11 protein-coding genes are annotated in these 22,179 nt (G+C 70.8%); 6 read left to right on the forward strand and 5 right to left on the reverse strand.

Features of this window, described 5'->3' with window-relative positions:
* Window positions 1-47 precede the first annotated feature (47 nt).
* On the reverse strand, window positions 48-4,025 hold the full coding sequence (locus WMF27_RS26025; protein ID WP_437766181.1) for an RHS repeat-associated core domain-containing protein: 3,978 nt from the start codon (window positions 4,023-4,025) through the stop codon (window positions 48-50).
* Window positions 4,026-4,284: 259 nt separating this feature from the next.
* The gene (locus WMF27_RS26030) at window positions 4,285-7,221 is read right to left on the reverse strand and encodes a DUF4215 domain-containing protein (RefSeq protein WP_437766180.1); all 2,937 of its coding nucleotides are present in this window, start codon (window positions 7,219-7,221) and stop codon (window positions 4,285-4,287) included.
* A gap of 470 nt (window positions 7,222-7,691) precedes the next feature.
* Here WMF27_RS26030 and WMF27_RS26035 point away from each other — a divergent pair, with 470 nt between their 5' ends.
* From WMF27_RS26035 to WMF27_RS26045, 3 genes are all read left to right on the forward strand, one after another.
* Complete coding sequence (locus WMF27_RS26035; RefSeq protein WP_437766179.1) at window positions 7,692-13,307, forward strand: DNA repair ATPase; 5,616 nt, start codon at window positions 7,692-7,694, stop codon at window positions 13,305-13,307.
* A 342-nt stretch (window positions 13,308-13,649) separates the two neighbouring features.
* Window positions 13,650-14,852 carry an FIST signal transduction protein gene (locus tag WMF27_RS26040; RefSeq protein ID WP_437766178.1) on the forward strand — a complete coding sequence of 401 codons (1,203 nt, stop codon included), beginning with the start codon at window positions 13,650-13,652 and terminating at the stop codon, window positions 14,850-14,852.
* A gap of 508 nt (window positions 14,853-15,360) precedes the next feature.
* Window positions 15,361-16,755: a tetratricopeptide repeat protein gene (locus tag WMF27_RS26045; protein WP_437766177.1), complete on the forward strand. Its 1,395-nt coding sequence runs from the start codon at window positions 15,361-15,363 to the stop codon at window positions 16,753-16,755.
* 270 nt (window positions 16,756-17,025) lie between these two features.
* On the opposite strand, the gene WMF27_RS26050 is transcribed toward WMF27_RS26045, so the two are convergent.
* Window positions 17,026-17,988 carry an L-lactate dehydrogenase gene (locus WMF27_RS26050; RefSeq protein WP_437943058.1) on the reverse strand — a complete coding sequence of 321 codons (963 nt, stop codon included), beginning with the start codon at window positions 17,986-17,988 and terminating at the stop codon, window positions 17,026-17,028.
* A gap of 65 nt (window positions 17,989-18,053) precedes the next feature.
* Window positions 18,054-19,244 (reverse strand): mechanosensitive ion channel family protein, encoded by a 1,191-nt coding sequence (locus WMF27_RS26055; protein ID WP_437766175.1) that lies wholly within the window; start codon window positions 19,242-19,244, stop codon window positions 18,054-18,056.
* 83 nt (window positions 19,245-19,327) lie between these two features.
* Between WMF27_RS26055 and WMF27_RS26060 the strand changes: the two genes are divergently transcribed.
* From WMF27_RS26060 to WMF27_RS26070, 3 genes are all read left to right on the forward strand, one after another.
* Entirely contained in the window at window positions 19,328-19,774 is a 447-nt protein-coding gene (locus tag WMF27_RS26060) for a CoA-binding protein (RefSeq protein WP_437766174.1), read from the forward strand.
* Between the two features lie 88 nt (window positions 19,775-19,862).
* Complete coding sequence (locus tag WMF27_RS26065) at window positions 19,863-21,026, forward strand: AAA family ATPase (protein WP_437766173.1); 1,164 nt, start codon at window positions 19,863-19,865, stop codon at window positions 21,024-21,026.
* Window positions 21,020-21,643, forward strand: a complete 624-nt coding sequence (locus WMF27_RS26070) for a DUF4276 family protein (RefSeq protein ID WP_437766172.1) — start codon at window positions 21,020-21,022, stop codon at window positions 21,641-21,643. The genes WMF27_RS26065 and WMF27_RS26070 overlap by 7 nt, the downstream gene beginning before the upstream one ends.
* Before the next feature lie 97 nt (window positions 21,644-21,740).
* Here the strand turns inward: WMF27_RS26070 and WMF27_RS26075 are convergent, their stop codons facing one another.
* Entirely contained in the window at window positions 21,741-22,163 is a 423-nt protein-coding gene (locus WMF27_RS26075; protein WP_437766171.1) for a cupin domain-containing protein, read from the reverse strand.
* Window positions 22,164-22,179: the final 16 nt, after the last annotated feature.

The raw sequence follows: 22,179 nt of genomic DNA on the forward strand, positions 1-22,179 counted from the left end.
GTTCCTCAGAGCCTTTGTGAGCGAGCGCCGAGGGAGCGCTCAGCGGTTCAACGACGATGCCAGAATCCGCGCTCTTCGTCGTATGTCCAGGTGCCGAGCCCGCTGCGTCCGGGCGCCTGTCCTGGAGTCCCGCCGCGGTTACGGGGATCGTTGAAGCTGGAGGCAGCACGGTTGCCGCGGTCGGAGAGGAAGCCACTCGTGGGTCTGGTGGTCCTTGTCTGAGTCCCACTGCGTTCCTGATTCCCGTACCCGGGCGCGATCACGCCGTTCGGCGGGTTCATCCCCGCAAGCGCGTAAAGGCGGGGGATCGTCTGTGAGCAATTGGGGCACGAGGCGCGTGGCACTCCAGCCATGGATGAGGCGATGCCGTCGCGCTGGTTGATCTCACCCATCGCTCTTCGCAGGTGCTGCTTCCAGTCAGGATCACCTGGCCGGCACGATAGGCCAGTTCTGTTCTCCCAGTCCTCAAGATGGGCGCTCAGCGCCTGCGGTTCTGCGCAGTCCTGTGGCTGGACGTTCGCGTCCTGGCCGCGAGCGTTCGATGGGGGCAGCGCCGCCTGAACAGCAGGGTGGAGATCGCTCCGGCGCCGCCCACGGCTTGGTGCCGTTATCGTCGAGCCATCCGTCCGCGTGATGGTGCACTCCATCCGCGCCAGGCCGTTGAAATCGACCCAATCTATCGTGAAATTGTCAACATACGCATACGCCTTGATCCCACCCTCGATCCCGATCGGCTCCGGGCTCAGGTACACCCCCGTCTCCGGGTCGTAGTACCTGTGCCAGTTGTAGTGGAGCCCCATCTCCTCGTCCGCATATTGCCCCGGAAACCTGAGAGGCGTGATGCTTGCTTGCTCCGCCGGCACGTCGCCGTAGAGCCCCGCTTCGAGCTCCTCCGCGACGCTCCCGTCGCCCTCGAACAGCGCCTCCGGAAACCCGTTCACGCCATGGACGAAGTACCTGAGCGCACCTGCCGTGCCGTCCCGCTGCGCGAGTGGCAGCACGCTCTCCGGAAGGGTGACGTAGCTCCGCACTTCCACGACAGGCGCCTCCCCATCCCGCGCTCGCTCGGTGCACTCGTGCACCATCACATCGCCGCGCCAGGCATACCTTGTCCTGCTCTCGACCTGCCCGAGCCGCGCCACGCGCTTCTCGATCCTGCGGCCGAAGGCGTCATAGGCCAACGAGATCGTCCTCCCCTCCGAAGTCCGCACCTGCGTGAGCCGCCCATCGCTGCTCCAGTCGTAGGTCCACACGAGTTCGCGCCGCACCTCCCCATCGCCGTCCAGCTCGCTCACGCGCTTCCGCACCACATCGCCGCGCTCGCTGTAGTCGTACCGCACCGTCTCTTGTCCCGCGGTGCGCGCCGTCAACCGCCCCCCAGGCGCGTACGTCCGCTGCTCGCCGGCTCGCTCCATCTCCCCCGCCACGGTGAAGCGGAACCGCTCCGGGACCTTGCCGGCTTTGCGCCGTTCGACGACGCGGCCGTTCGTATCGCGGAGCAGCTCTCCCATGTTGCCGCCGCGATCCTCGTCTGCGCGGAGCAGCCCCGCGGGCGACCACGCGTACGTCTTACGCCATGTCTCGCGCGATGGCAGCGGCCCCACCCACGCGGGCTCTCCCGGCCCGATACGCGGCGCCGCAGGCATGCCGAGCACGCGCAGCCGCTCCATCCACCCCTCCGCGTTGACCTCGGTCGCGATCGTGCCGCCGCCTGGCAGCAGCCGCTCGACCTCGAAGCCGCGCGCGTCGTAGGCGAGGCGCAGCGGCGCGCTCTCCCCGCCGATCTGCACGGCCACCGGCCGCCCCCGGACGTCACGCTGCACGCTCATCTCGCCCCCCGGCCCGCGCACGGAGGTGGCCTTGCCCATGGCGTCGTAGGTCCACGCGAACGCCGCGAGCACCTCGGCGCCCCGCCGCGTCACCTCGGTCGTCACCCGCCCCCGCCGGTCGTAGGTGTACTCGCACTCGACGCCGCCGCTGACCGCGCGCTCGATCCGGCCGAGCGGATCGTACTCGAACACGTCCTCGCGCCCGTCGGAGGTGCTCCGCTTCACGAGCCTGCCGAGCGGATCGTACTCCAGGTCGACGCGCTCGAGACCGCACTCCCTCCGGACGATCCTGCCCAGCAGATCGAGCCTGTACCGGATCTCCCGCCCGTCGAAGGTCCGCTCGCCGGTGATGCGCCCCTCGGCGTCGCGCTCGATCCGGTGCTCCTCGCCGGCCTCGTTGACGATGCGCACCAGGTCCTGCTCGCGGTCGTAGCGGTACCGCACCGTGCTCCCGTCGGGCCGCACGAGCTCCGTTACGACGTGGAAACCGCCCCAGCGCAGCGTGGTCGTGCGCCCGTCGGCGTCGCTGATCCTCGCCAGGTTGCCGTCGACGTCGACGTCGTAGCGCGTCACCGCGCCGCCCGGCCCGAACACGGCCGCGAGCCTGCCACACGCGTCGTAAGCGAAGCGAGTCTCGAGCCCGCGCTCGTCGGTGAAGCCCATCACCCGGCCGAGGAAGTCGTAGCGGATGCGCCGCTCGGCGCCGTCGGGCTCGACGACGCGGACGCGGTTCGCGAGCGCGTCGTACTCCATGCGCGTCTCGCCGCCGTTCGGTAGGGTCGCGCCGACCAGCAAGCCGCGCGCGTCATACGTGAATCCGACGACGAATCCCATGTCGTCGTAGACGGCCACCACGTCGCCCCGCGCGTCGCGATCGTAGCGCGCGGTGTCACCGAGCGCGTCGGTCATGGCCGAGACGAGCCCGCGCGCGTCGTGTTCGTAGGCGGTCCTGTTCGCCGCCGGATCGACCTCGGCCAGGAGCCGCCCCTCGGCGTCGCGCTCCCAGCGGAAGACCTGCCCCAGCGCGTCCCGGTACTCGCGCAGCGCGCCGGTGTCGTCGTAGCCGAACAGATGCACGCCGCCGCCGGCGCCCCAGACCATCCGGTCGAGCTTGCCGAACGCGTTGCCGTCGACCCGCCGGATGGCGCGCGAGGTGATCACCTCCGTGAGCACGCCGTCGTGGTGGTCGATCTTGACGTGCAGGAACCCCTTCGCCCGCGAGCCGTCGCGCAAGGCCCCCGACACGCCGCCGTCGAGCGCGTCATTGCCTTCGCGGTGACACCACGCCTCGATGCAGCGCCTGTCCTTGTAGCGAAACTCCACCACGAGCCCGCCCGGCTCTTCCCGCCGCACCAGGCGATGGTCCTCGTCGTAGGCGAAGCGGTGCGCGTGCCCCACGGCGTCCTCGGCCGCGACGAGGTCGCCGCGCGCGTCGAACGTGTACCGCCGCCTTGTCTCCCACCGACCCTGCGCAAAGGCGTTCTTGACCTCGAAGGCGGCGATGCGCCCGTCGCCGTGCCGCCGCACGCGCACGACACGGCCCACGCTGTCGATGACCTGCACGAGGCGGCCGTCTTCGTAGGCAAGCGAGATGGCGTTGTCGTGGACGTCGACGATCCGGCTCAGCAGCCAGCGGCTGCCCCGCGGCTCCGCGAACAGGTACGCCAGCCCTTCCGCTGCGAGCGCGTAGCCCCACGCGTACCGCGTCAGCACCCCGCAAGGGAGCCGCGCCGATTCGCCGGGATCGAGCTTCCTCGGCAGCTCCGTCGCCGCCGCGTGCGGCTCCAGCACCCGCAGGCCGCGGCGCCGCTCCTCGACCTGCCACGCGAGCGAGTGCGTCCAGCCGAAGCCCAGGCCGCAATCCTCCTCGGCGAGCGCCGAGCTGTAGCTGCGCTTGATCACGAGCGGGATCGCGCCAGGCAGCGCGAGGTCGACGACCGCCACCGTGGTGACGCGCCCGGTGATCGGATCGACCGGATCGCCCGCGTGCGTGCCGCCGCCGCTGCCATGCGTGGGGTTGGGGCAGCCGCCGCCGCTGCCCGGCCCGCAGCTGCCAGCGTCCTTGCCGCCGCCGCGCGCGCCGTCGCCGCCGTTCTTCCCATCACCGCCCTGGCCGTCGCCACGGCCATTTCCGCCGCGACCGCTGCCGCCTCCGCCGCCCCCGCCGCCGCCGAGGATGAAGACACCGGGGTTCATGCCGGGGATCACCATCGCATTCGGAAAAGGGGCCGTTCGCGCCATGCGGGCATGCTCGGCGATGGGAGTGCCGAGCACAACCCGCGCGCAGCTCCTCCACGTGCTCGACCGCGCCGTGACGACGCGGCGGCGGTCCCCCCGCATCGCGCCCCACGGCGGCAGATGGCCCGCGTGTTCACGTGCCCTGAGCCGTCGAGAGGGCAGCGCGGCGGCCCAGGCGAGCCGCCGCGCTCTCATCGCCGTCAGGGCTCGCGCCGGATCAGTGGACCTCGTTGTGGCACGTGGCGCTGCAGCCGTCGCCGCTCGCGGTGTTGCCGTCGTCGCACGCCTCGAACGCCGCCTGCCGCACGCCGTCGCCGCAGTGCGGGCCGAACACGCAGCCCGGCGCGCACTCGCCGTAGCCGCCGTCGTTCTCGCCGTCGTCGCACTGCTCGGGCGGCGCCTGGGTCACGCCGTCGCCGCAGCGCGGGCCGTACACGCAGCCCGGCGCGCACTCGCCGTAGCCGCCGTCGTTCTCGCCGTCGTCGCACTCCTCGCCGAGCTCCCGCTGCACGCTCCCGTCGCCGCAGACGGCGCCGATCCGGCAACCGAGGCAGCCCATGCTGCCGTCGTTCACGCCGTCGTCGCACTCCTCGCCCCACGCGTCCTGGGTGACCCCGTCGCCGCACTTCGCCGCGTCGCCGCACTCCGGCGTGCACCCGCCGTAGCGGCCGTCGTTCACGCCGTCGTCGCACGTCTCGTTGGGCTCCTGGACGACCGCGTCGCCGCAGCGCGGCCCGGTCAGGCACTCCGGCGTGCACCCGCCGTAGCGGCCGTCGTTCACGCCGTCGTCGCACTCCTCGCCGAACTGGCTGTCGATCTCCTCGTCCCCGCAGCGGGGGGCCGCCACGCAGCCCGGCGCGCAAGCCTCGGAGCCATAGCCGCCCAGGTTGGTGCCGTCGTCGCAGATCTCGTACGGTGAGGTCGCCACCCCGTCGCCGCAGTAGAGCCCCAGCGTGCAGCTCGTCGAGCATTTCCCGTACCCCGGGCCGTTCTCGTGCGCGTCGTCGCACTGCTCGTCGGGCGTGACGATGCCGTCGCCGCACACGGGCTCGCACACGGACGAGGCCGCGTTGAAGCCGCCGAGCGTCAGCTTGTAGCTCGACGCCGTGGTGTGGCGCTCCGCCTGGAACACGACGACCTCGTAGACGCGCCCCTCCGTGAGGCCGAGGTCATCCATGAGCACCGTCCCGCGATCGTCCTCGACGCCGGCGACCTCGCCGGTCCCCATCGGGGTGTGGATGCCGCCGAGGTCGATGCGGAGCCGGTTGTTGATGAACACCCAGACGTCGTCGTCCCCGTAGAAATCGAGCCGCTCCCCGCCGTGGTACTCGAACCAGGTGCGGACCTCGCTCGTGAAGTAGAAGTTGTGGTTGCCCGCCACGGCCCAGTCGTTGAACGGATCGCGGGCCTCGCGGCTCGCCTCGCGCTGCGCCGCCGGCACCGACGGGTCCTGCCAGCCCTTGTCGTCGAGCGGGAAGAACAGGTGATCCTCGAAGCGGAACACGTTCGACGTCCCGACACGCGCGAGCGGGAGCCAGTCCACGACCGTCTTCGAGAGGGACGAGTCGTTGTACCAGCGGTTGAAATCGGTGGCGTTCGTGAGGAAGGCGTTCGGTCGCGCCGCGGCGAACTGGGGCCTGTTGTCGGCGCCCAGGAGGGGCTGCACGATGCCCGTGACGATGGCGTCCGGCGGGTTGGAGTCAGGCTCGAAGTTCGGCGCGTCGTGCTTGAAGTCGCGGTACACGATCGGCACGCGGAGCTCGTCGCCCAGGGTCGAATCGTTCCTGCAGCTGTACCCCGGCTCAATCGTGCACGCGCGCGAGCAGCCGTCGCCGCTCCTCGTGTTGCCGTCGTCGCACTCCTCGCCGCCGAGGCGCAGCCCGTCGCCGCAGGCCGACGAGCACCCGCTGTCGCCGCAGTCCGGCTCGACCTGGCAGAACGGCGTGCAGCCGTCGCCGAGGTTGGCATTGCCGTCGTCACACGGCTCCGAGCCCTCCCTCGTCCCGTCGTTGCAGACAGTATCGCGGCAGACGTAGCCGCCGGGCGCGGACTGGCACACGAGGCCAGGCTCCCACTTGCAGGTGGCGTCGCACCCGTCGCCATTCTTCGTGTCGCCGTCGTCGCAGTCCTCGCCCTCGACGACGCGCCCGTCACCGCAGACCGCCGTGCAGCGGCTCCCCGCGCGCGCGCAGTCGAACCCGGCCTCGAGCGCGCAGGTCGACGAGCAGCCGTCGCCCGAGACCGTGTTGCGGTCGTCGCACGCCTCGCCCACGCCGATCTGGCCGTCGCCGCACACGACCGTGAACGTGCAGTGCACGCCGTCCGGGCATGTCCAGCCGGCCTCCACCAGGCAGCTCGGCGAGCAGCCGTCGCCCGGCTCGGTGTTCCCGTCGTCGCACCGCTCGGTCGGCCGCAGGCGGCCGTCGCCGCAGCGCTCGACCGGCTTGCAAGGCTGCCCGGGGACAGGGCACGTGACGCTGCCGGGGTCCTCCAGCGCGCAGACCTCGGAGCAGCCGTCTCCGGACACCGCGTTCCCGTCGTCGCAGCTCTCCCCGCCCGAGACGCGCTCGTCGCCGCACGAGTGGAGCCGGACGCACGGCTCCCCCGGGCTCGGGCAGACCCAGTCGCCCGGCTCCCTCTGGCAGCGATCGTCGCAGCCGTCGCCCGAGACGGTGTTGCCGTCCTCGCAGCTCTCGCCGGGCTCCACCGCCCCGTTGCCGCAGACGATCGTCGTGTGACAGAGCTCCCCGGGCTCGCAGACGCAGTACGGCTCCACCTTGCAGGCGCCAGAGCAGCAGTCCCCGGGGAGGCTGTTCCCGTCGTCGCACGCCTCGCTCCCCTGGTTGATCTCGCCGTCGCCGCACGCCGGCTCCACCGCGTCGCACTCCGGCGGAGGATCCGGCGATTCGCAGGGATCGCCCCCGGCGCCCCCGCTCCCGCCCGATCCGACCGTCATGAACCCGCCGAAGCCCCCGCTGGGGTCCTCGCCGCCGGTGCCTGAAGCCCCGCCGCCGCCCGCACCGCCCTCGCCGCTGCCCGTGCCGCCCTCGCCGCCGCCGCCCTCGCCGCCGCCACCGCAGGCGACGAGCGGACCGGCGAGCATGACGAGGAGCACGGAAGTAAGTCTCTTTCCCAAGCCCATCGACGCCACCATCCCAACTTGCTTCAGAAGGTCGTCACGCTGTCCAAGCCACGCCGCGAGGCGCCTCGAGCGACGAGGTGCGCCGCTGGAGACGGAGTAAGCGCGCGTCGCACAGGCACGCGCTTGCATCGACATGTGGGTCGCCCTCGTTCCCGCTCATCGCAACGCAGCCACCCGCGTGGAGCAAGCGGATTTCACGGTATAGCGGGTTCCCGACGCGCCGCCCGTCGGGGCGCGACGGAATCCGCCGGCGGCGCGGCGGCGCGGCGGCATGGCGGCGCGGCGGCGCGGCGGCATGGCGGCGCGCGAACGACGGCGGCGGCGCTCGGGCTTGACATCGTCGGAAGACGTCCCGGCCCCGCCGCGCGCTCGCCATCTCGCCCCCCGGACGCGGCGAACGGCTGTAACCTGGCCGCGGGCAGGCCGAGGCCCGCGCGGATTCGACGCGGGGCGGGCCTCTCGGCTGACCACAGGGAGCATGCATGGTGTCGACAGGGGCCTTGGACGGCGCGGCCCGAGCGGCGGGGGCGTCCCCGCCGCAGGCGGCGGAGCCGCTGGACGGGGGCAATTACGAGGTCATCCGGCGGCGGCTCGTCGAGCGCGCCGAGGAGCTCGCCCGCCGCGCCGAGGCGCTCAACGCGCGGCGAAAAGAGGTGTTCGGCGGCACGGACCTCGCGCTCCTGGAGAACGCCCGCGTCAGGACCGAGAACAACTGCGTGCCGCGCGACATCGTGAGCATCCGGGGCAAGCTGCTCGTCGGTTACCTCGTGTTCATGGGGCTGAAGGAGGTCGACGTCGGCGACGTCTTCAGCCTCCACCGCTTCGCGAAGGACGGCGGCGCCTTCGACCTGACCCACGTGCCGCTCGACGAGGGCGAGGCGTTCCTCGGCGACCCCAGCTTCGTCAAGGAGTTCAAGGACCTCCACCGCTACGTCAAGGAGCCCCGGCTGCTCCAGCTGCGGCGCAGCGGCGAGACGCGGCTGCTCGCCATCTTCCAGGTCGGCGCGACCGAGCGCGACGTGAAGGTGTTCCGGTGGAGCATCGACGCGACCGGGCGCATCCGGTACCTCGACGCGCGCGGCGACGAGGACAACGTCCGGCCGCGCGCCCACGACTTCGCCTGGACCCAGACCACGCGCGACGACCACGTGCAGGGGAAGCACCCGCACGTCGCGATCCTCGGCGAGATCTTCGTCGAGACGGTCGGCGGCGATCTCACGGTCAAGATCGAGAACAACACGACCACGGGGCTCGGCATCTACCGCGAGCCGGTCGACGACGCGGGCCAGGCGCTCGACGACGCCGACATCCAGTACGCCCGGCTCGGGCCGCTCATCCTGCTCAAGATCAAGCCGTTCCGGGAGCCCTCGTACCGCTACCTCGTCTACAACGGCCGCACCCGGAAGGTCACGCGCATCGACGCGATCGGCCTCGCCTGCCTGAGCCTCCCCGAGGACCAGGGCATCGTCTTCCCGAACGGCTACTACCTCATCACCGGCGAGACGAAGCGCTTCGAGGGCAGCACCGAGAGCCTCGTCTTCGAGCGGGTCGTCCGCTCTCCGAACGGGGAAGACGTGCTCTACGTGTTCCACCAGGTCGTGGACGGGCGGTACGTGCTCTTCCCGTACAACCTGATCCGCAAGGAGATCGCGACGCCGATCCAGTGCCACGGGTACAGCCTCTTCGACGACGGCAAGATGGTGATCTTCCGGGCGTCGAGCGACGAGGCGACCCGCGTCCACCCGATGCAGATCTGGCAGACGCCGTTCATGACCGCGGAGTTCGCGGCGTCTGCGCCGACCGACGGCTCGTACCTCGCGAAGGTGGGCAACGCCGACCTCGTGCGGGGGATCTCCGACGCGCTCAGCATGCGGCGCGCGGCGCTGGACGGGTCGCCGACCCGGCAGACGTACGAGGATCTCATCAGGACCGCCGAGCGGATGACCGACGCCTACTACTGGCTCGGGCACGCCGAGGCGGGCAATCTCCTGTCCGTCGTGAACGAGCTCCGGGGCGTCTCCGAGAGCATCGTCGACGAGTTCGAGAAGGTCGAGGGCATCAAGGCGCGCGCCGCGGCCGCGCTCGCCGAGGCCGAGGCGGCGCAGCGGCAGCTGCTCTCCGGGGTGCGGCCCGAGGACGCGGCGAGCGTCGACGCGTTCCTGAAGGCCCTGACCGCGCTGCGGCGGCAGCGGGGGCACCTCATCACGCTCCGCGAGCTCAAGTACATGGACCTCGGCCGCGTCGACGCGCTCGAGGCCGAGATCGTCGCGCGCGCCGACGAGGTGAGCCAGGCGTGCGTGACGTTCCTCCTCGGCGAGCAGGCGTTCCGCCCGCTGGCCGACCGGCTCGCGGGCCTCATCGCGAAGATCGAGGCCGTCGCGAAGTCGCCCGAGCTCGCGCCGTTCGCCGCCGATCTCGACGCCGTGAACGAGGGGCTCTCGGTCCTCGCCGAGATCGTGGCGAGCCTCAAGGTCGACGACCCCACGGCGCGGACCCGGATCCTGGAGGGGATCAGCGAGGTCTACGCGCAGCTGAACCGCGCGCGCGCGACGCTGAGCGCCCGCGGCAGGGACCTGCGGGGCGCGGAGGGGCGCGCCGAGTTCGGCGCGCAGTTCAAGGTGTTCGGCCAGAGCGTCTCGAGCGCGATCGCGGTGTGCGACACGCCCGAGCGCTGCGACGCCGAGCTGTCGAAGCTGCTCGTCCAGCTCGAGGAGCTCGAGGGGAAGTTCGGCGAGTTCGACGAATTTTTGGGCGAGCTCGCGGCCAAGCGCGAGGAGGTGAACGACGCGATCGCGGCGCGTCGACAGGCGCTGCTCGACGAGCGGCAGCGGCGCGTCTCGAACCTCGTCGCCGCGGCGGACCGGATCGTCCAGGGGGTGGCGCGGCGGGCGCGCACCTTCCCGGGCGTGGACGAGCTCAACACGTACTTCGCGTCCGACGCCATGGTCGCGAAGCTCCGCGATCTCGCGGCCGATCTCCACGCGCTCGGCGACAGCGTGAAGGGGGACGAGGTCGAGGCGCGGCTCAAGTCGGCGCGGCAGGACGCGCTCCGGGCGCTGCGCGACCGCGAGGACCTGTTCGAGGGCGGCGGCGACGTCATCAAGCTGGGCCGCCACCGCTTCAACGTGAGCACGCAGGCCCTGGAGCTCACGCTGGTCCCGCGCGGCGACGGGCTCGCGCTGCACCTCACCGGGACCGACTTCTTCGAGCCGATCGAGGACCCGGCGCTCGAGAGCGCGCGCGATCTCTGGGGCCAGGAGCTCGCGAGCGAGACCCCCGAGGTCTACCGGGGCGAGCTCCTCGCGGGCTCGATGCTCGCGGACGCGGAGGCGGGGCGGGGCGGGCTCTGCGGACTGTCGATCGAGCGGCTGCGCGAGGCGTCGCTCGGCCCGGGCGGGCTGCTCGGCGCGGTGCGCGCGTACGCGGAGGGCCGGCACGACGAGGGCTACGAGCGCGGCGTCCACGACGCGGACGCGGCGCTGATCCTGGAGAAGCTGCTCGCGCTGCGGTCCACGGCGGGGCTCCTGCGCTTCGGGAGCGCGCCGCGGGCCCTCGCCTGCCTGACCTGGGCGGGGCTCGACGCGCGCGCCCGGGACCTCGCGCACCGGCGGTCGCGGAGCCTCGGCCGGCTCGCGGCGCAGCTCGGCGAGAGCGAGGCGCGGGCGGCGCTCGCGGCCGAGCTCGCGCAGGGCGTGGCCGCGGCGGCGGCGGCGCACAGGCTCGAGGCGAGCGCGGCGGACGTGCGCGTGGCGGCGCGGTACCTCGTGGAGGAGCTCGCGGCGGAGCGCCCCCGGTTCGTGACGAGCGACGCGGCGCTCGCGCTGCGCGACGCGCTGCTCGCGCGCCTCGACCTCGAGGGGGGCCGGGCGGCGTTCGAGGAGGACCTGCGGCAGCTCGAGAAGCACCCGGCCGAGCGGCTGGAGCTCGCGCTCGCGTGGCTGCGCGGATTCGCCGCGAGCAACCCTGCGCTCAAGCATCTCGCGCTGGAAGCAGCGGTCGTCGTCGTGACGGAGCGGCACATCGAGCGGGAGCCGAGCGGGGCCGTCACCGAGGCGCGCGTCGAGGGGCTGCTCGGGCAGCACCCGCGCATCAAGGAGCGCGCGATCGCGCTCCGGCTCGACGAATTCCTGAGCAGGATCGAGGACTTCCTGCACGAGAGGGCGCCGCGCTACCGCGCCTACAGGAAGGTGCGGAGCGAGATCGCGGAGCGGGAGCGGAAGCGGCTGCGCCTCGAGGAGTTCGCGCCGCGGGTGCTCACGTCGTTCGTGCGCAACCGGCTCATCGACGAGGTGTACCTGCCCCTCGTCGGCGCGAACCTGGCGAAGCAGCTCGGCGCCGCGGGCGACGTGAAGCGCACCGACCTGATGGGCATGCTGCTGCTCATCTCGCCGCCGGGCTACGGCAAGACGACGCTGATGGAGTACGTCGCGAGCAAGCTCGGCCTCGTGTTCATGAAGGTGAACGGGCCGTCGCTCGGCCACGAGGTGACGTCGCTCGACCCGGCCGAGGCCCCGAACGCGACGGCGCGCCAGGAGGTCGAGAAGATCAACCTGGCGTTCGAGATGGGCAACAACGTGATGCTGTACCTGGACGACATCCAGCACACGAACACGGAGCTGCTCCAGAAGTTCATCTCGCTCTGCGACGGGCAGCGCCGGATCGAGGGCGTGTGGCGGGGCCGGACGAGGACGTACGACCTGCGCGGCAAGAAGTTCTGCGTGGTGATGGCGGGCAACCCGTACACGGAGTCGGGCGCGCGGTTCCAGATCCCCGACATGCTGTCGAACCGGGCCGACACGTACAACCTCGGCGACGTCCTCGACGGCAAGGAGGCGCTGTTCGCGCTGAGCTACCTGGAGAACGCGCTCACGTCGAACCCGACGCTCGCGCCGCTCTCCGGGCGGGCGCCGGGCGACACGCACAAGCTCATCCGGATGGCGCAGGGCGAATCCATCGCCGCGTCGGAGCTCGAGCACGCCTACTCCGCGGCGGAGGTCTCGGAGATGGTCGCCGTGTTCGAGCGGCTCTTCCGGGTGCAGAAGGTGCTCCTGTCCGTGAACCTCGAGTACATCCGGAGCGCGTCGCAGGACGACGCCTTCCGGACGGAGCCGCCGTTCAAGCTGCAGGGCAGCTACCGGAACATGAACAAGCTGGCCGAGAAGGTCGTGGCCGCGCACACGCTCGAGGAGGTCGACCGGCTCATCGACGATCACTACGTGAGCGAGTCGCAGACGCTGACGACGGGCGCCGAGCAGAACCTCCTCAAGCTCGCCGAGCTGCGCGGCCGGATGACGCCGGAGCAGGCGGCGCGGTGGGACGAGATCAAGAAGGGCTTCGTGCGGATCAAGCGCATGGGCGGCAAGGAGGACGACCCGGTCGTGCGCGTGACCGGCACGCTGTCGATGCTGGGCGAGCAGCTGGAGGGCATCCGCGGCGCGATCGGGAAGGCGGCCGCGGTGGCGCAGGCGGGGGACGCGCGGGCGCGGGAGATGAAGCAGTGGCTCGCGCCCGAGATGGAGCGGCTCTCCGCGGCGCTCAAGGGGGCGGCGCAGCCGCGGGTCGACGTGAAGGTCGAGACGGATCGCTCGGTGTCGGAGTTCGTGGGGCACCACCTCTCGCTGGTGGAGCGGCTCGTGGCGCCGCTCGCGAAGGCGACGACGCAGAGCGCGTTCGGCATCCGGGCGATCGAGGCGCAGGTCTCGGAGCTCGCGCAGGGGCTCCGGTCGCTCGACGAGAAGGTCCGCGCGGCGGCGCGCCCGCAGAGCCAGCCGCCGCCGCCGCGCTTCGAGGCGCGGGTCGGGGCGGCGTCGCCGGCGAACTTCTACCGGACGGCGCCCGCGGCCGACGTCGTCGACCACGGCGGCATCTTCGTGCCGACCTTCCGGCCGCCGCCGGCGCGCGGGACGACGGTGGCGCTCAAGATCCCGTTCGCGGAGGGCGGCGAGATCGACGCGGTGGGGGTGGTCGAATGGACGCGCGAGACAGAGCAGGAGGGCCCGCCTGGGTTCGGGGCGCGCTTCGTGCGGCTCTCGGGCGAGCAGCGGCAGCTCGTGGAGGGGTTCGTGCGGCAGCGGGAGCCGATGCTGCTCGGCATGTGAGCGGGCACGCAGAGCTGGCGCTCACGCGCTCGCGTGGTGACGCCGACGCGACGCCGCGCTCGCGCGCGCAGGGCGCAGAGCGGGGCGCGGTGCTCCGGCGCGGAGGTATGCGGCCCGAACACAGCACCCGAGCTGAGCCGATGCTGCGCAATGCTCGTCACCCGAGCGAGCAGCCGCGGGCGGCGGGCGCCCCTCCGGCGGCGGGCGCGTCTCCATGCGCCTCTCCATGAGGAGTAGAGCGGCCTCCCTCGTGCGTGATATCACCGTCACGACGCGGTTCGTCGGTGATGGCCTGGATCCGAAGCCCGCGCTCCGGCGCCGGGCACGCAGGAGCTTCAGCGCATGAAGATGATGACCCTCGGACCCTTTGACGGGAACGCGTGGCTGCTCGGCCGGAAGATCGAGCGAACGGTCGCGGAGTGGAAGGAGCCCGCGCGGCTCGCGATCGTGGCCATGCCGAGCGGGACGAAGCACGAGGAGTACCTCGCCGCGGTCGAGGACGCGACGGGCGTTCCGGTGGTCGGAGCCACGACCGGCGGGGTGTCGTTCACGGAGCGCGGCTTCAGCAGGAGCGGGGTGACGTGCGCGTTCCTCGGGGGAGCGAACGTCGAGGTGGCGTGCACGGCGGCGCGCGAGCTGCGCTCGGATCACGCCAAGAGCATCAGGGCGGCGCTGAGCGACATGGACGAGGCCGTCTCGAGCGGCAGCGGGCGGAGCGGGGCGACGAGCTCGATCCTGGTGCTGGCGGACGCGTTCGCGTGCGACGGCGACGATCTGGTGGCCGCGCTCCGCCAGGGCGTGCCGCCGCACACGCGCGTCTTCGGCGGGACGGCGGGCGACGGGTGGACGTTCGAGGGGGCGCGGGTGTTCCTCGGCCGCAAGGTGCTGACGGACGCGGCGGTCCTCGTGCGGCTGACGCACCGGCAGCGGGTGAACATCGACGTGGTGCACGGGTTCCGCGCCGCCGAGGGCGGGCGGGATTTCACGATCACGGACATCGAGCGGAACGTGCTCAGGACGCTGGACGGGCAGCCGGCGGCGCGGGTGTACGAGGAGGAGCTCTCGCGGCTCGGCTTCCGGTCGAGCGGCGAGGGGCTGCTCCAGACGATGGCGAAGCACGCGCTCGGGGCGAAGACGCCGTTCGGCGAGTCGCTGAAGATCAGGTCGCCGATCGCGATCCGGGGGGACGGCGCGGTGGTGCTGACCGGGGGGCTGGCGCGCGGGCAGGTGGTGCGCGTCGTGAACGCGGCGACCGACGCGGTGCTCCAGGCGGCGAAGAGCCTGTCGACGAAGGTGCTGGGGCCGCTGCCCGGGGTGGCCGGCTCGCTGGTGTTCGACTGCGCGGCGCGGTTCCGGATGCTGGGGGAGCGGTACCGCGAGGAGGTGCGGGCGTTTCTCTCGCCGAACGCGGCGTCGAACCCGATGTTCGGGATGGCGTGTTACGGGCAGATCGCGAAGTTCGGGGGGAGCGTCGAGGGCTTCTACAACACGAGCGCGGTCATGGTGGCGTGGGGGGAGTCGGACCAGGGGACGGCTGGCGGGTGAGGTTTGCTTTCCTGTGCCTAGCGGCCCAAACCGAGGGAGAGAGAGGCAGCTTGTCGCGCCGTACGGGGGAGCAGGATGCGATGATCGGGCCGGCTTGCGCGGGTCTCGAGGGGGTCGAGAGCGACGTCAACCTGCCCAAAGCCTGCTTCTCTTGGGGTCCTCCCCGCGCGGATCCACCGAGGCAGAAGGCCCTTGTTTTGGCCACACCCGACGAAGATGGTCTCATTCCATGACCACACATACAATGCTGTGCGAGGACGCCGCGATCACAGCGAGGACGGCGGCACTGCGGGATGGGTCCGCTTCGGAACGATCCAGCGCAGGGCGGATGGATATGGGAGCGCCGAGGCGAGAAAGCAGCAAGATGGCATCAACATCATTGGTGCCCATATGGTCTGTGATGGGCCTGCTGTTCACAGCCTGTGTGCCAGCACAGGGCCCTACGAGCACGTCCATCGCTTCGAGCACGCCCACCGCTCCGAGCGCACCGCGCGCTCCGAGCGCACCCATGCCCACTGGGCTCGGCGTAGAGGACGAAACAGCTAGATACACGAGAGCTTGCGACGACGGCGACGCAAACAGCTGCTTCAATCTAGGCGAGCTGTTCGGGCATGGCCGCGGTGTAAGCAAGGACGAGGCGCGTGCCGCGGCCCTCTTCACCAAAGCCTGCGACCGCGGCCATGCCGAGGGATGCGCTATGCTCGGCATGGCATTCCAGCTAGGCCTGGGTGTGAACAAGGACGAAGCGCAGGGGGCCGCCCTACTCACCAAGGCTTGCGACGAGGGTAGTGGCAAGGGCTGCCTGCTCCTCGGGCACACGTTCCGCCTGGGTCTCGGCGTGAGCAAGGACGAGACGCGCGCCGCGGCCCTCTTCACCAAAGCCTGCGACGGGGGCGAGGTCCGAGGCTGCCACAACCTCGGTATCAGCTTCCTGATGGGAAGCGGGGTGAGCAAGGACGAGGCGCGCGCCGCGGCCCTCTTCATCAAAGCCTGTGACGCGGGCTACGCAGAGAGCTGCTTCGAGCTAGGCGTTCTGTTCGCGGAAGGCCGCGGGGTAAGCAAAGACGAGGCGCGCGCCGCGGCCCTCAACACCAAAGCCTGCGACGGGAGCCATGCGGAGGGCTGCTTCAACCTGGGCGTTCTGTTCGCAGAAGGCCGCGGGGTGAGCAAGGACCTAGAGCGCGCCGCGACCCTCTATACCCAGGCCTGCGACGGGGGCGCCGCCAGGGGCTGCTTCAACCTAGGCATTCTGCTCGAGAAGAACAACGGGGTAAGCAAGACCGAAGTGGCCACCCTCTACGCCAAGGCCTGCGATGGGGGCTATGCCGAAGGCTGCTTCAATCTCGGCAACGCACACCGGAGCGGCCGCGGGGTGAGCAAGGACGAGGCGCGCGCCGCGGCCCTCTTCACCAAAGCCTGCGACGGGGCCGTGGTTCGAGGCTGCCACAACCTCGGTATCGCCTTCCTGGATGGAAGCGGGGTGAGCAAGGACGAGGCGCGCGCCGCGGCCCTCTTCACCAAAGCCTGCGACGGTGGCTATGCCGAAGCCTGCTACACTCTCGGCAACTTGTTCATGGAAGGCCGCGGTGTACGCAAGAACGAAGCGGGCGCCGCAGCTCTCCATACCAAGGCCTGCGACGGTGGCGCGCTCAGTGCCTGCTACAATCTCGGCAATTCGTTCGTGCTAGGTCGCGGGGTGAGAAGGGACGGAGCACGCGCCGCGACCCTCTTCACGAAGGTCTGCGACGGAGGCGTTGCGCAAGGCTGCTCCACCCTCGGCGATTTGTTGACGAAATTCGCACAAGCCTTTGGTGTCCGCAAAGACGAGGCACGCGCCGCGGCTGCCTATGCGCGCGGCTGCACGCTGGGAGATCGGACATCCTGCGCCAAGGAGAGGAGGTAGGCTCGCCACGTTCGACCACCGTGAGCGACGTCTTTCCGGTCCCTTTGACGCCGAGGGTCAGGATCTTGTACCGCTTCTGCGTGATCTTGGGCCGGACGTCCAGCTCCCGTCTCAGCCACTCGATCTCCCGCTGCTGGGCGTCGAGCCGACCAGCGGAGTCGGGGGGTCGCGTGGCGATCGAGGCGCCGTGTCCCGAACGGCGCGCGCGCGTCAACTTCGCGCGCGGGCTGGCGTCGCGCGGCGCCCGGCCGCACGGGGTCGCCTCAGAACTCAGAATCCGAGCGATCGGATCGCCTTGCGGATCGTGTCCGCGCTGGCCCGGAGGCCGGCCTCCTCCTCGGGGCTCATCGGAATGGGCAGCTGTGACTCGACGCCGGACCGGTTCACGACGCACGGCACGCTCAGGCAGACATCGTCGATCCCGCGATAGCCGCTCAGCAGGGTGCTGACGGGCAGCACGCGGCTCTCGTCGCGGAGCAGGGCCTCCAGGATCTTGGCGGTCGCGAGGCCGACAGCGTAGTTCGTCGCGCCCTTGCCGGAGATCACCTGGGCGGCGGCGTTCTTCACGTTGGAGAAGATCTCCGCCCGCTCGGTCGCGCCGAGGTGGCCGTGGCCGGGCACGGACCACGCGTCGAGCGGGATGTTCGCCACGTTCGCGCTGCTCCACAGCGGCACCTCGCTGTCCCCGTGCTCTCCCGCGATGTACGCGTGGACATTCTGCACGGCCACGTCGAGCTGCCTCGCGATGAGGAACCTGAAACGGCTGCTGTCGAGCACCGTGCCGCTGCCGATCACGCGGGCGGGCGGGAGGCCTGTCAGCTTGAGCGTGACATACGTGATCACGTCGACCGGGTTGGTGACGAGCAGGTAGAGCGCGCCCGGCGCGACGGCCTGCAGCCTCGGCAGGAGCTCGCGGCATATCGCGACGTTCGCGGTGGCGAGGTCCATCCGGCTCTGCCCGGGCTTCTGCTTCGCGCCGGCGGTGATCACGACCACGGCCGCCCCGCGGCAGACCTCGACGTCATCGCTGCCGTCGAGCGTGGCCACCGGGACGAACTGCAGTCCATGGTTGAGGTCGAGCACCTCGGCGCCGACCTTGGCCCGGTTCACGTCGAACAGGGCGATCTGCTTCGCCACGCCGCGGAGAAGGCACGCATAGGCGATCGTCGCGCCGACGCTGCCCGCACCCACGATCGCGACCTTGCTGGGAGAGACGGTCTGGTGATCAGGCATACCGCCGGGGTACCGCGGCGGGACGGCTGCACCAAGGCAAATCGGGCCGCTGAGCCCGCGCGGGGTCAGCCGTGGCCGCCCGGCGGCGGGGCGGCCGGCGCGACGACGATCGCCGCCAGGACCGCCGGCGCCGCCCTCGGGTCTGCGGCGGGCACCGCGGCGCCGGCGGGCCCTGCGGCGCCCTCGGCGGGCCCCGGGGCGCCAGCCGGGGGCCGTATCTCGACGGCGAGGGCCGGCTGCGCCGCGGCGGGGCTGAGCGCCACGCCCTCGTCGCGGCACGCCCGGAAGAACGCCTTCATGACGTCGGACTCCAGCACATCGTGGCGCTCGAAGTCGGCGATCCAGAACTTGATGACGTAGCGCTGGAAGAGCGGCGTGACGGCGGTGAGCCAGAGCCTGGGCGCGGGCTCGCGCAGCACCTCGGGCACCGCGCTGCAAGCGCTCTGGGCGGCGCGCTCCACGGCCTCGGGCGGGGCGGCGAGCGCGACGAGCATCTCGACGTTGCGCGCGCAGTTCCGGTCCGGCGCGCAGAAGTTCTGGACGCGCGCCTTGGCGATGATCGAGTTCGGCAGGATCACCACGTCTCCGGAGAACGTCCGGAGGCGCGTGGAGCGCCATCCCACGTAGATCACCTGCCCCTCGACCCCGTCGACGAGGATCCAGTCCCCGACGCCGAACGAGCGCTCGGAGTGCAGGGCGAGCCCGGCGAACAGGTTGCCCAGGGTGTCCTGCAGCGCCAGGCCGAGGACCACCGTGATGACGGTCGAGGTCGCGAGCAGCGGCACGAGGTCGACCCCGGTGACCGCGCCGACGATCGAGAGGCCGGCGACCAGGTAGAGGATCGTGAGCAGGAGGTGCCGCACCAGCGCCGGGAGCAGCACCTTCCGGCGCTCGGCGAGCCAGTAGTCGATGACCAGGGTCTCGGCGATCTCGATGGCGAGGTACGCGGCGAGGGTGAGCTCCAGGAGGAGCACGCCCTTGTGGAGCGTGGGCAGCTCTCCCCCGCGAAGGGAGATGAACGCGTGCAGCGCGAGCAGCGCGACGAGCATGCGCGCAGGCAGCCGCATGCGGCGGACCAGGAGGTCGTCCAGCGACGTCTGCGTGGCGCCCGCGAGGCGCGAGAGCGAGGCGAAGACCACGCGGTAGACGACGAAGCCGAGCGCGAGGACGGAGGCCGAGGCCGCCAGCGCGACGGGGAGCGAGGCGGGAGAGCGGATGAGGTCGGCCCAGAGCGCCGGGAGCCGGTCGAGGTTCACGCGGCCGAGTCTGCCACAACTCTGCAACGGCCCGAGCGCGGGGATCCGTCGCCGAGCCGCGCCCGGGGGCGTAGACTCCTTCCATGAACGACATTCGCGATATAAGCGACGACGAGGCCCGGGTGGCGGAGCTGGTGCGCTCGGCGCGGCGCGTCGCCGTGCTCGGCATCAAGACCGAGGCGCAGTCGGATCAGCCAGCGTTCTACGTGGCCAGCTATCTGCAGGGCGCGGGTGTGGAGGTGATCCCGGTCCCTGTCTACTACCCTGACGTGAAGACCATCCTCGGCCAGCAGGTCTATCGCCGGGTGGCCGACGTCCCGGGCCCCATCGACATCGTCGATGTCTTCCGGCGGGGCCAGGACGTCGCCGGGCACCTCGACGACCTGCTCGCCGCCCGGCCGCGCGCCGTCTGGCTGCAGAGCGGCATCCGGAACGACCAGGTGGCCGAGCGGCTGGTCGAGGCAGGCATCCTGGTCGTGCAGGACCGCTGCCTGATGGTGGAGCACCGCCGCCACGCAGGGCGGGGCTGAGGCGCGGCGCAGGCGTCAGGCGGTCCGGTCAGGCCGGACCGGCTCCTCCGCTGGCGACCATGAGGGCGATCCGAGTAGAGTTCGGCGCATGTTCCTCAAGAGCCTGCGGCTGGATCGGTTCCTCTCGTTCGGGCCGGGCACTGATCCGATCGAGCTCAGCGGGCTCAACGTCCTCATCGGCCCGAACGGCTCGGGCAAGTCGAACTTCATCGAGGCCATCGACTTCTTGCGCGCCGCACCGACGGATCTGCTCGCCGCCGTGCGGCACGGCGGTGGTGTGAGCGCGTGGATCTGGAGGGGCGAGCCGGGCGCGAAGGCCGAGGTGGAGGCCGTCCTCGCCTACAGGTCCGAGTCGAACAAGAACCTGCGCCACCGGGTCTCCTTCACCGAGGTCGGCGCGCGCCTGGAGATCGTCGACGAGCGCATCGAGAATGAGAAGCCGGCGACCGGTAGGACCAGGCAGTACTTCTACTTCGGCTACGAGCATGGGCGCCCGATGCTCAACGTGAAGGCCGGCAAGCGCGAGCTCCGGCGCGAGGACATCGACTCCCAGCAGTCCATCCTCTCCCAGCGCAAAGATCCCGACCAGTACCCGGAGCTCTCGTTCGTCGGTGAGCAGTACAGCAAGATCAGGCTCTACCGTGACTGGGGCTTCGGACGCGCGTCCTCTCCCCGACGCCCGCAGCCGTCCGATTTGCCGACCGACCATCTGCGCGAAGATACACAGAATCTCGGGTTGATACTGAATCGATTCCGCCGGGATGTCCCGACCAAGCGGCTTCTGATCGATGCCTTGCGCGAGGTATTCGACGGTATCGTCGACTTCTCCGTGCAGATCGAGGGGGGGACGGTCCAGATCTTCCTCGAAGAAGAGCGCTGGACCATCCCCGCGACGCGCCTCTCCGATGGCACGATCCGATGGCTCGCGCTGCTCGCCATCCTGCTCGATCCAGCGCCGCCGCCGCTCATCTGCATCGAGGAGCCGGAGCTCGGCCTCCATCCAGACCTGATGCCCACGCTGGCACGCCTCCTGGAAGGCGCGTCGAAGCGGACGCAGATCGTAGTGACGACCCACTCGAATGTCCTCGTCGATGCGCTCTCCGACACGCCGGACTCCGTGATCGTCTGCGAGCGCCGCGAAGGGCAGACGACCATGCGGCGCCTCACGCGAGATGCTCTCTCGACGTGGCTGGAGGAGTACTCGCTCGGTGAGCTCTGGCGCAAGGGCGAGCTCGGGGGCACGCGATGGTAGCCGTACGCATCTACGTCGAGGGGGGCGGCGAGACGCGGCGGGCTCAGGAGCCCCTTCGCATAGGCTTCGGCAAGCTGTTCGCGAGGGTCCTCGGCGAGCGCGCCAGGCCGAAGGTCATCACATGCGGAAGCCGCAATGCGGCATTCGACGATTTCAAGCGGGGGCTGAAGAGCCACCCGGACGCGCTGTGCATCCTGCTCGTCGACAGTGAGGAGCCCGTGAAGCCTGGGACCTCGACGTGGGATCACGTCCTCAGGCGCGAGGGAGATCAGTGGCTCAGGCCGGATGGTGTGAGCGATGAACAGCTCCACTTGATGGTCCAGGCGATGGAGGCCTGGTTGGTCGCTGACCCCGAAGCACTCGCGGCATACTACAAGAATGGATTTCGAAGGGACGCGCTCCCCCAGCAGAAGAACGTCGAGCAGGTCGCGAAGCGAGACCTCTACGACGTGATGGAACGAGCTACCAGAGACTCGAAGACCAAGGGGAAGTATGCGAAGTCTCATGCGTTCGAGCTGATCGGGCTGGTCGACCCGCACAAGGTGCGCGCCGCTTCCGCGCATGCCGCGCGGCTCTTCAACATGCTCGCCGCTCGTGCTGAGGCCGGCCCGCCGTGAACGAGTCCGGCAGGCGCCGCCCCCATTCACCGCGTTCTGCGGCAGCCCGGCGATGCTCGGCCCCGGCATGTCGGACGGCGGGCTCGCCGTGGGGCGACTACACCGCTCGGTGCTGCGTCCCCTTGCCGTACGTGATCGCCACGAAATCCCCCGGCTCGTGGACGATCATCCGGTGCCACACCCCTTGCGGCACCGTGCACGCCGTCCCCGCGCGCAGCGCGACGACCCGCTCGCCGCCCTGGTCCTGCAGCACCACGTCGATCGCGCCCGAGAGGAGGTACAGGATCTCGTCCCCGGCCGGGTGCATCTCCCACCGGGGCGTGTCCTCGGCCATGTGAAACCTCGTCACGAGCCAGCCATCCACGTGCTTGACCCGCCGGATGTCGGCGCCCGTCGCATCGTCGGACATGAGCTCTTGCCAGAACGTCGGCTTCACCTCGATCTGCAGGGCATCCCCCCCGTCCGCGAGGTGCAGGTACGTGCTGCGGAGATCGAACCCAGGCTGTCTCGGCTCGGCCATCTTTCCCTCCCGGTCT

It is taken from the genome of Sorangium sp. So ce281 (assembly GCF_051527395.1).
Taxonomy (GTDB): Bacteria; Myxococcota_A; Polyangia; order Polyangiales; family Polyangiaceae; genus Sorangium; species Sorangium cellulosum_B.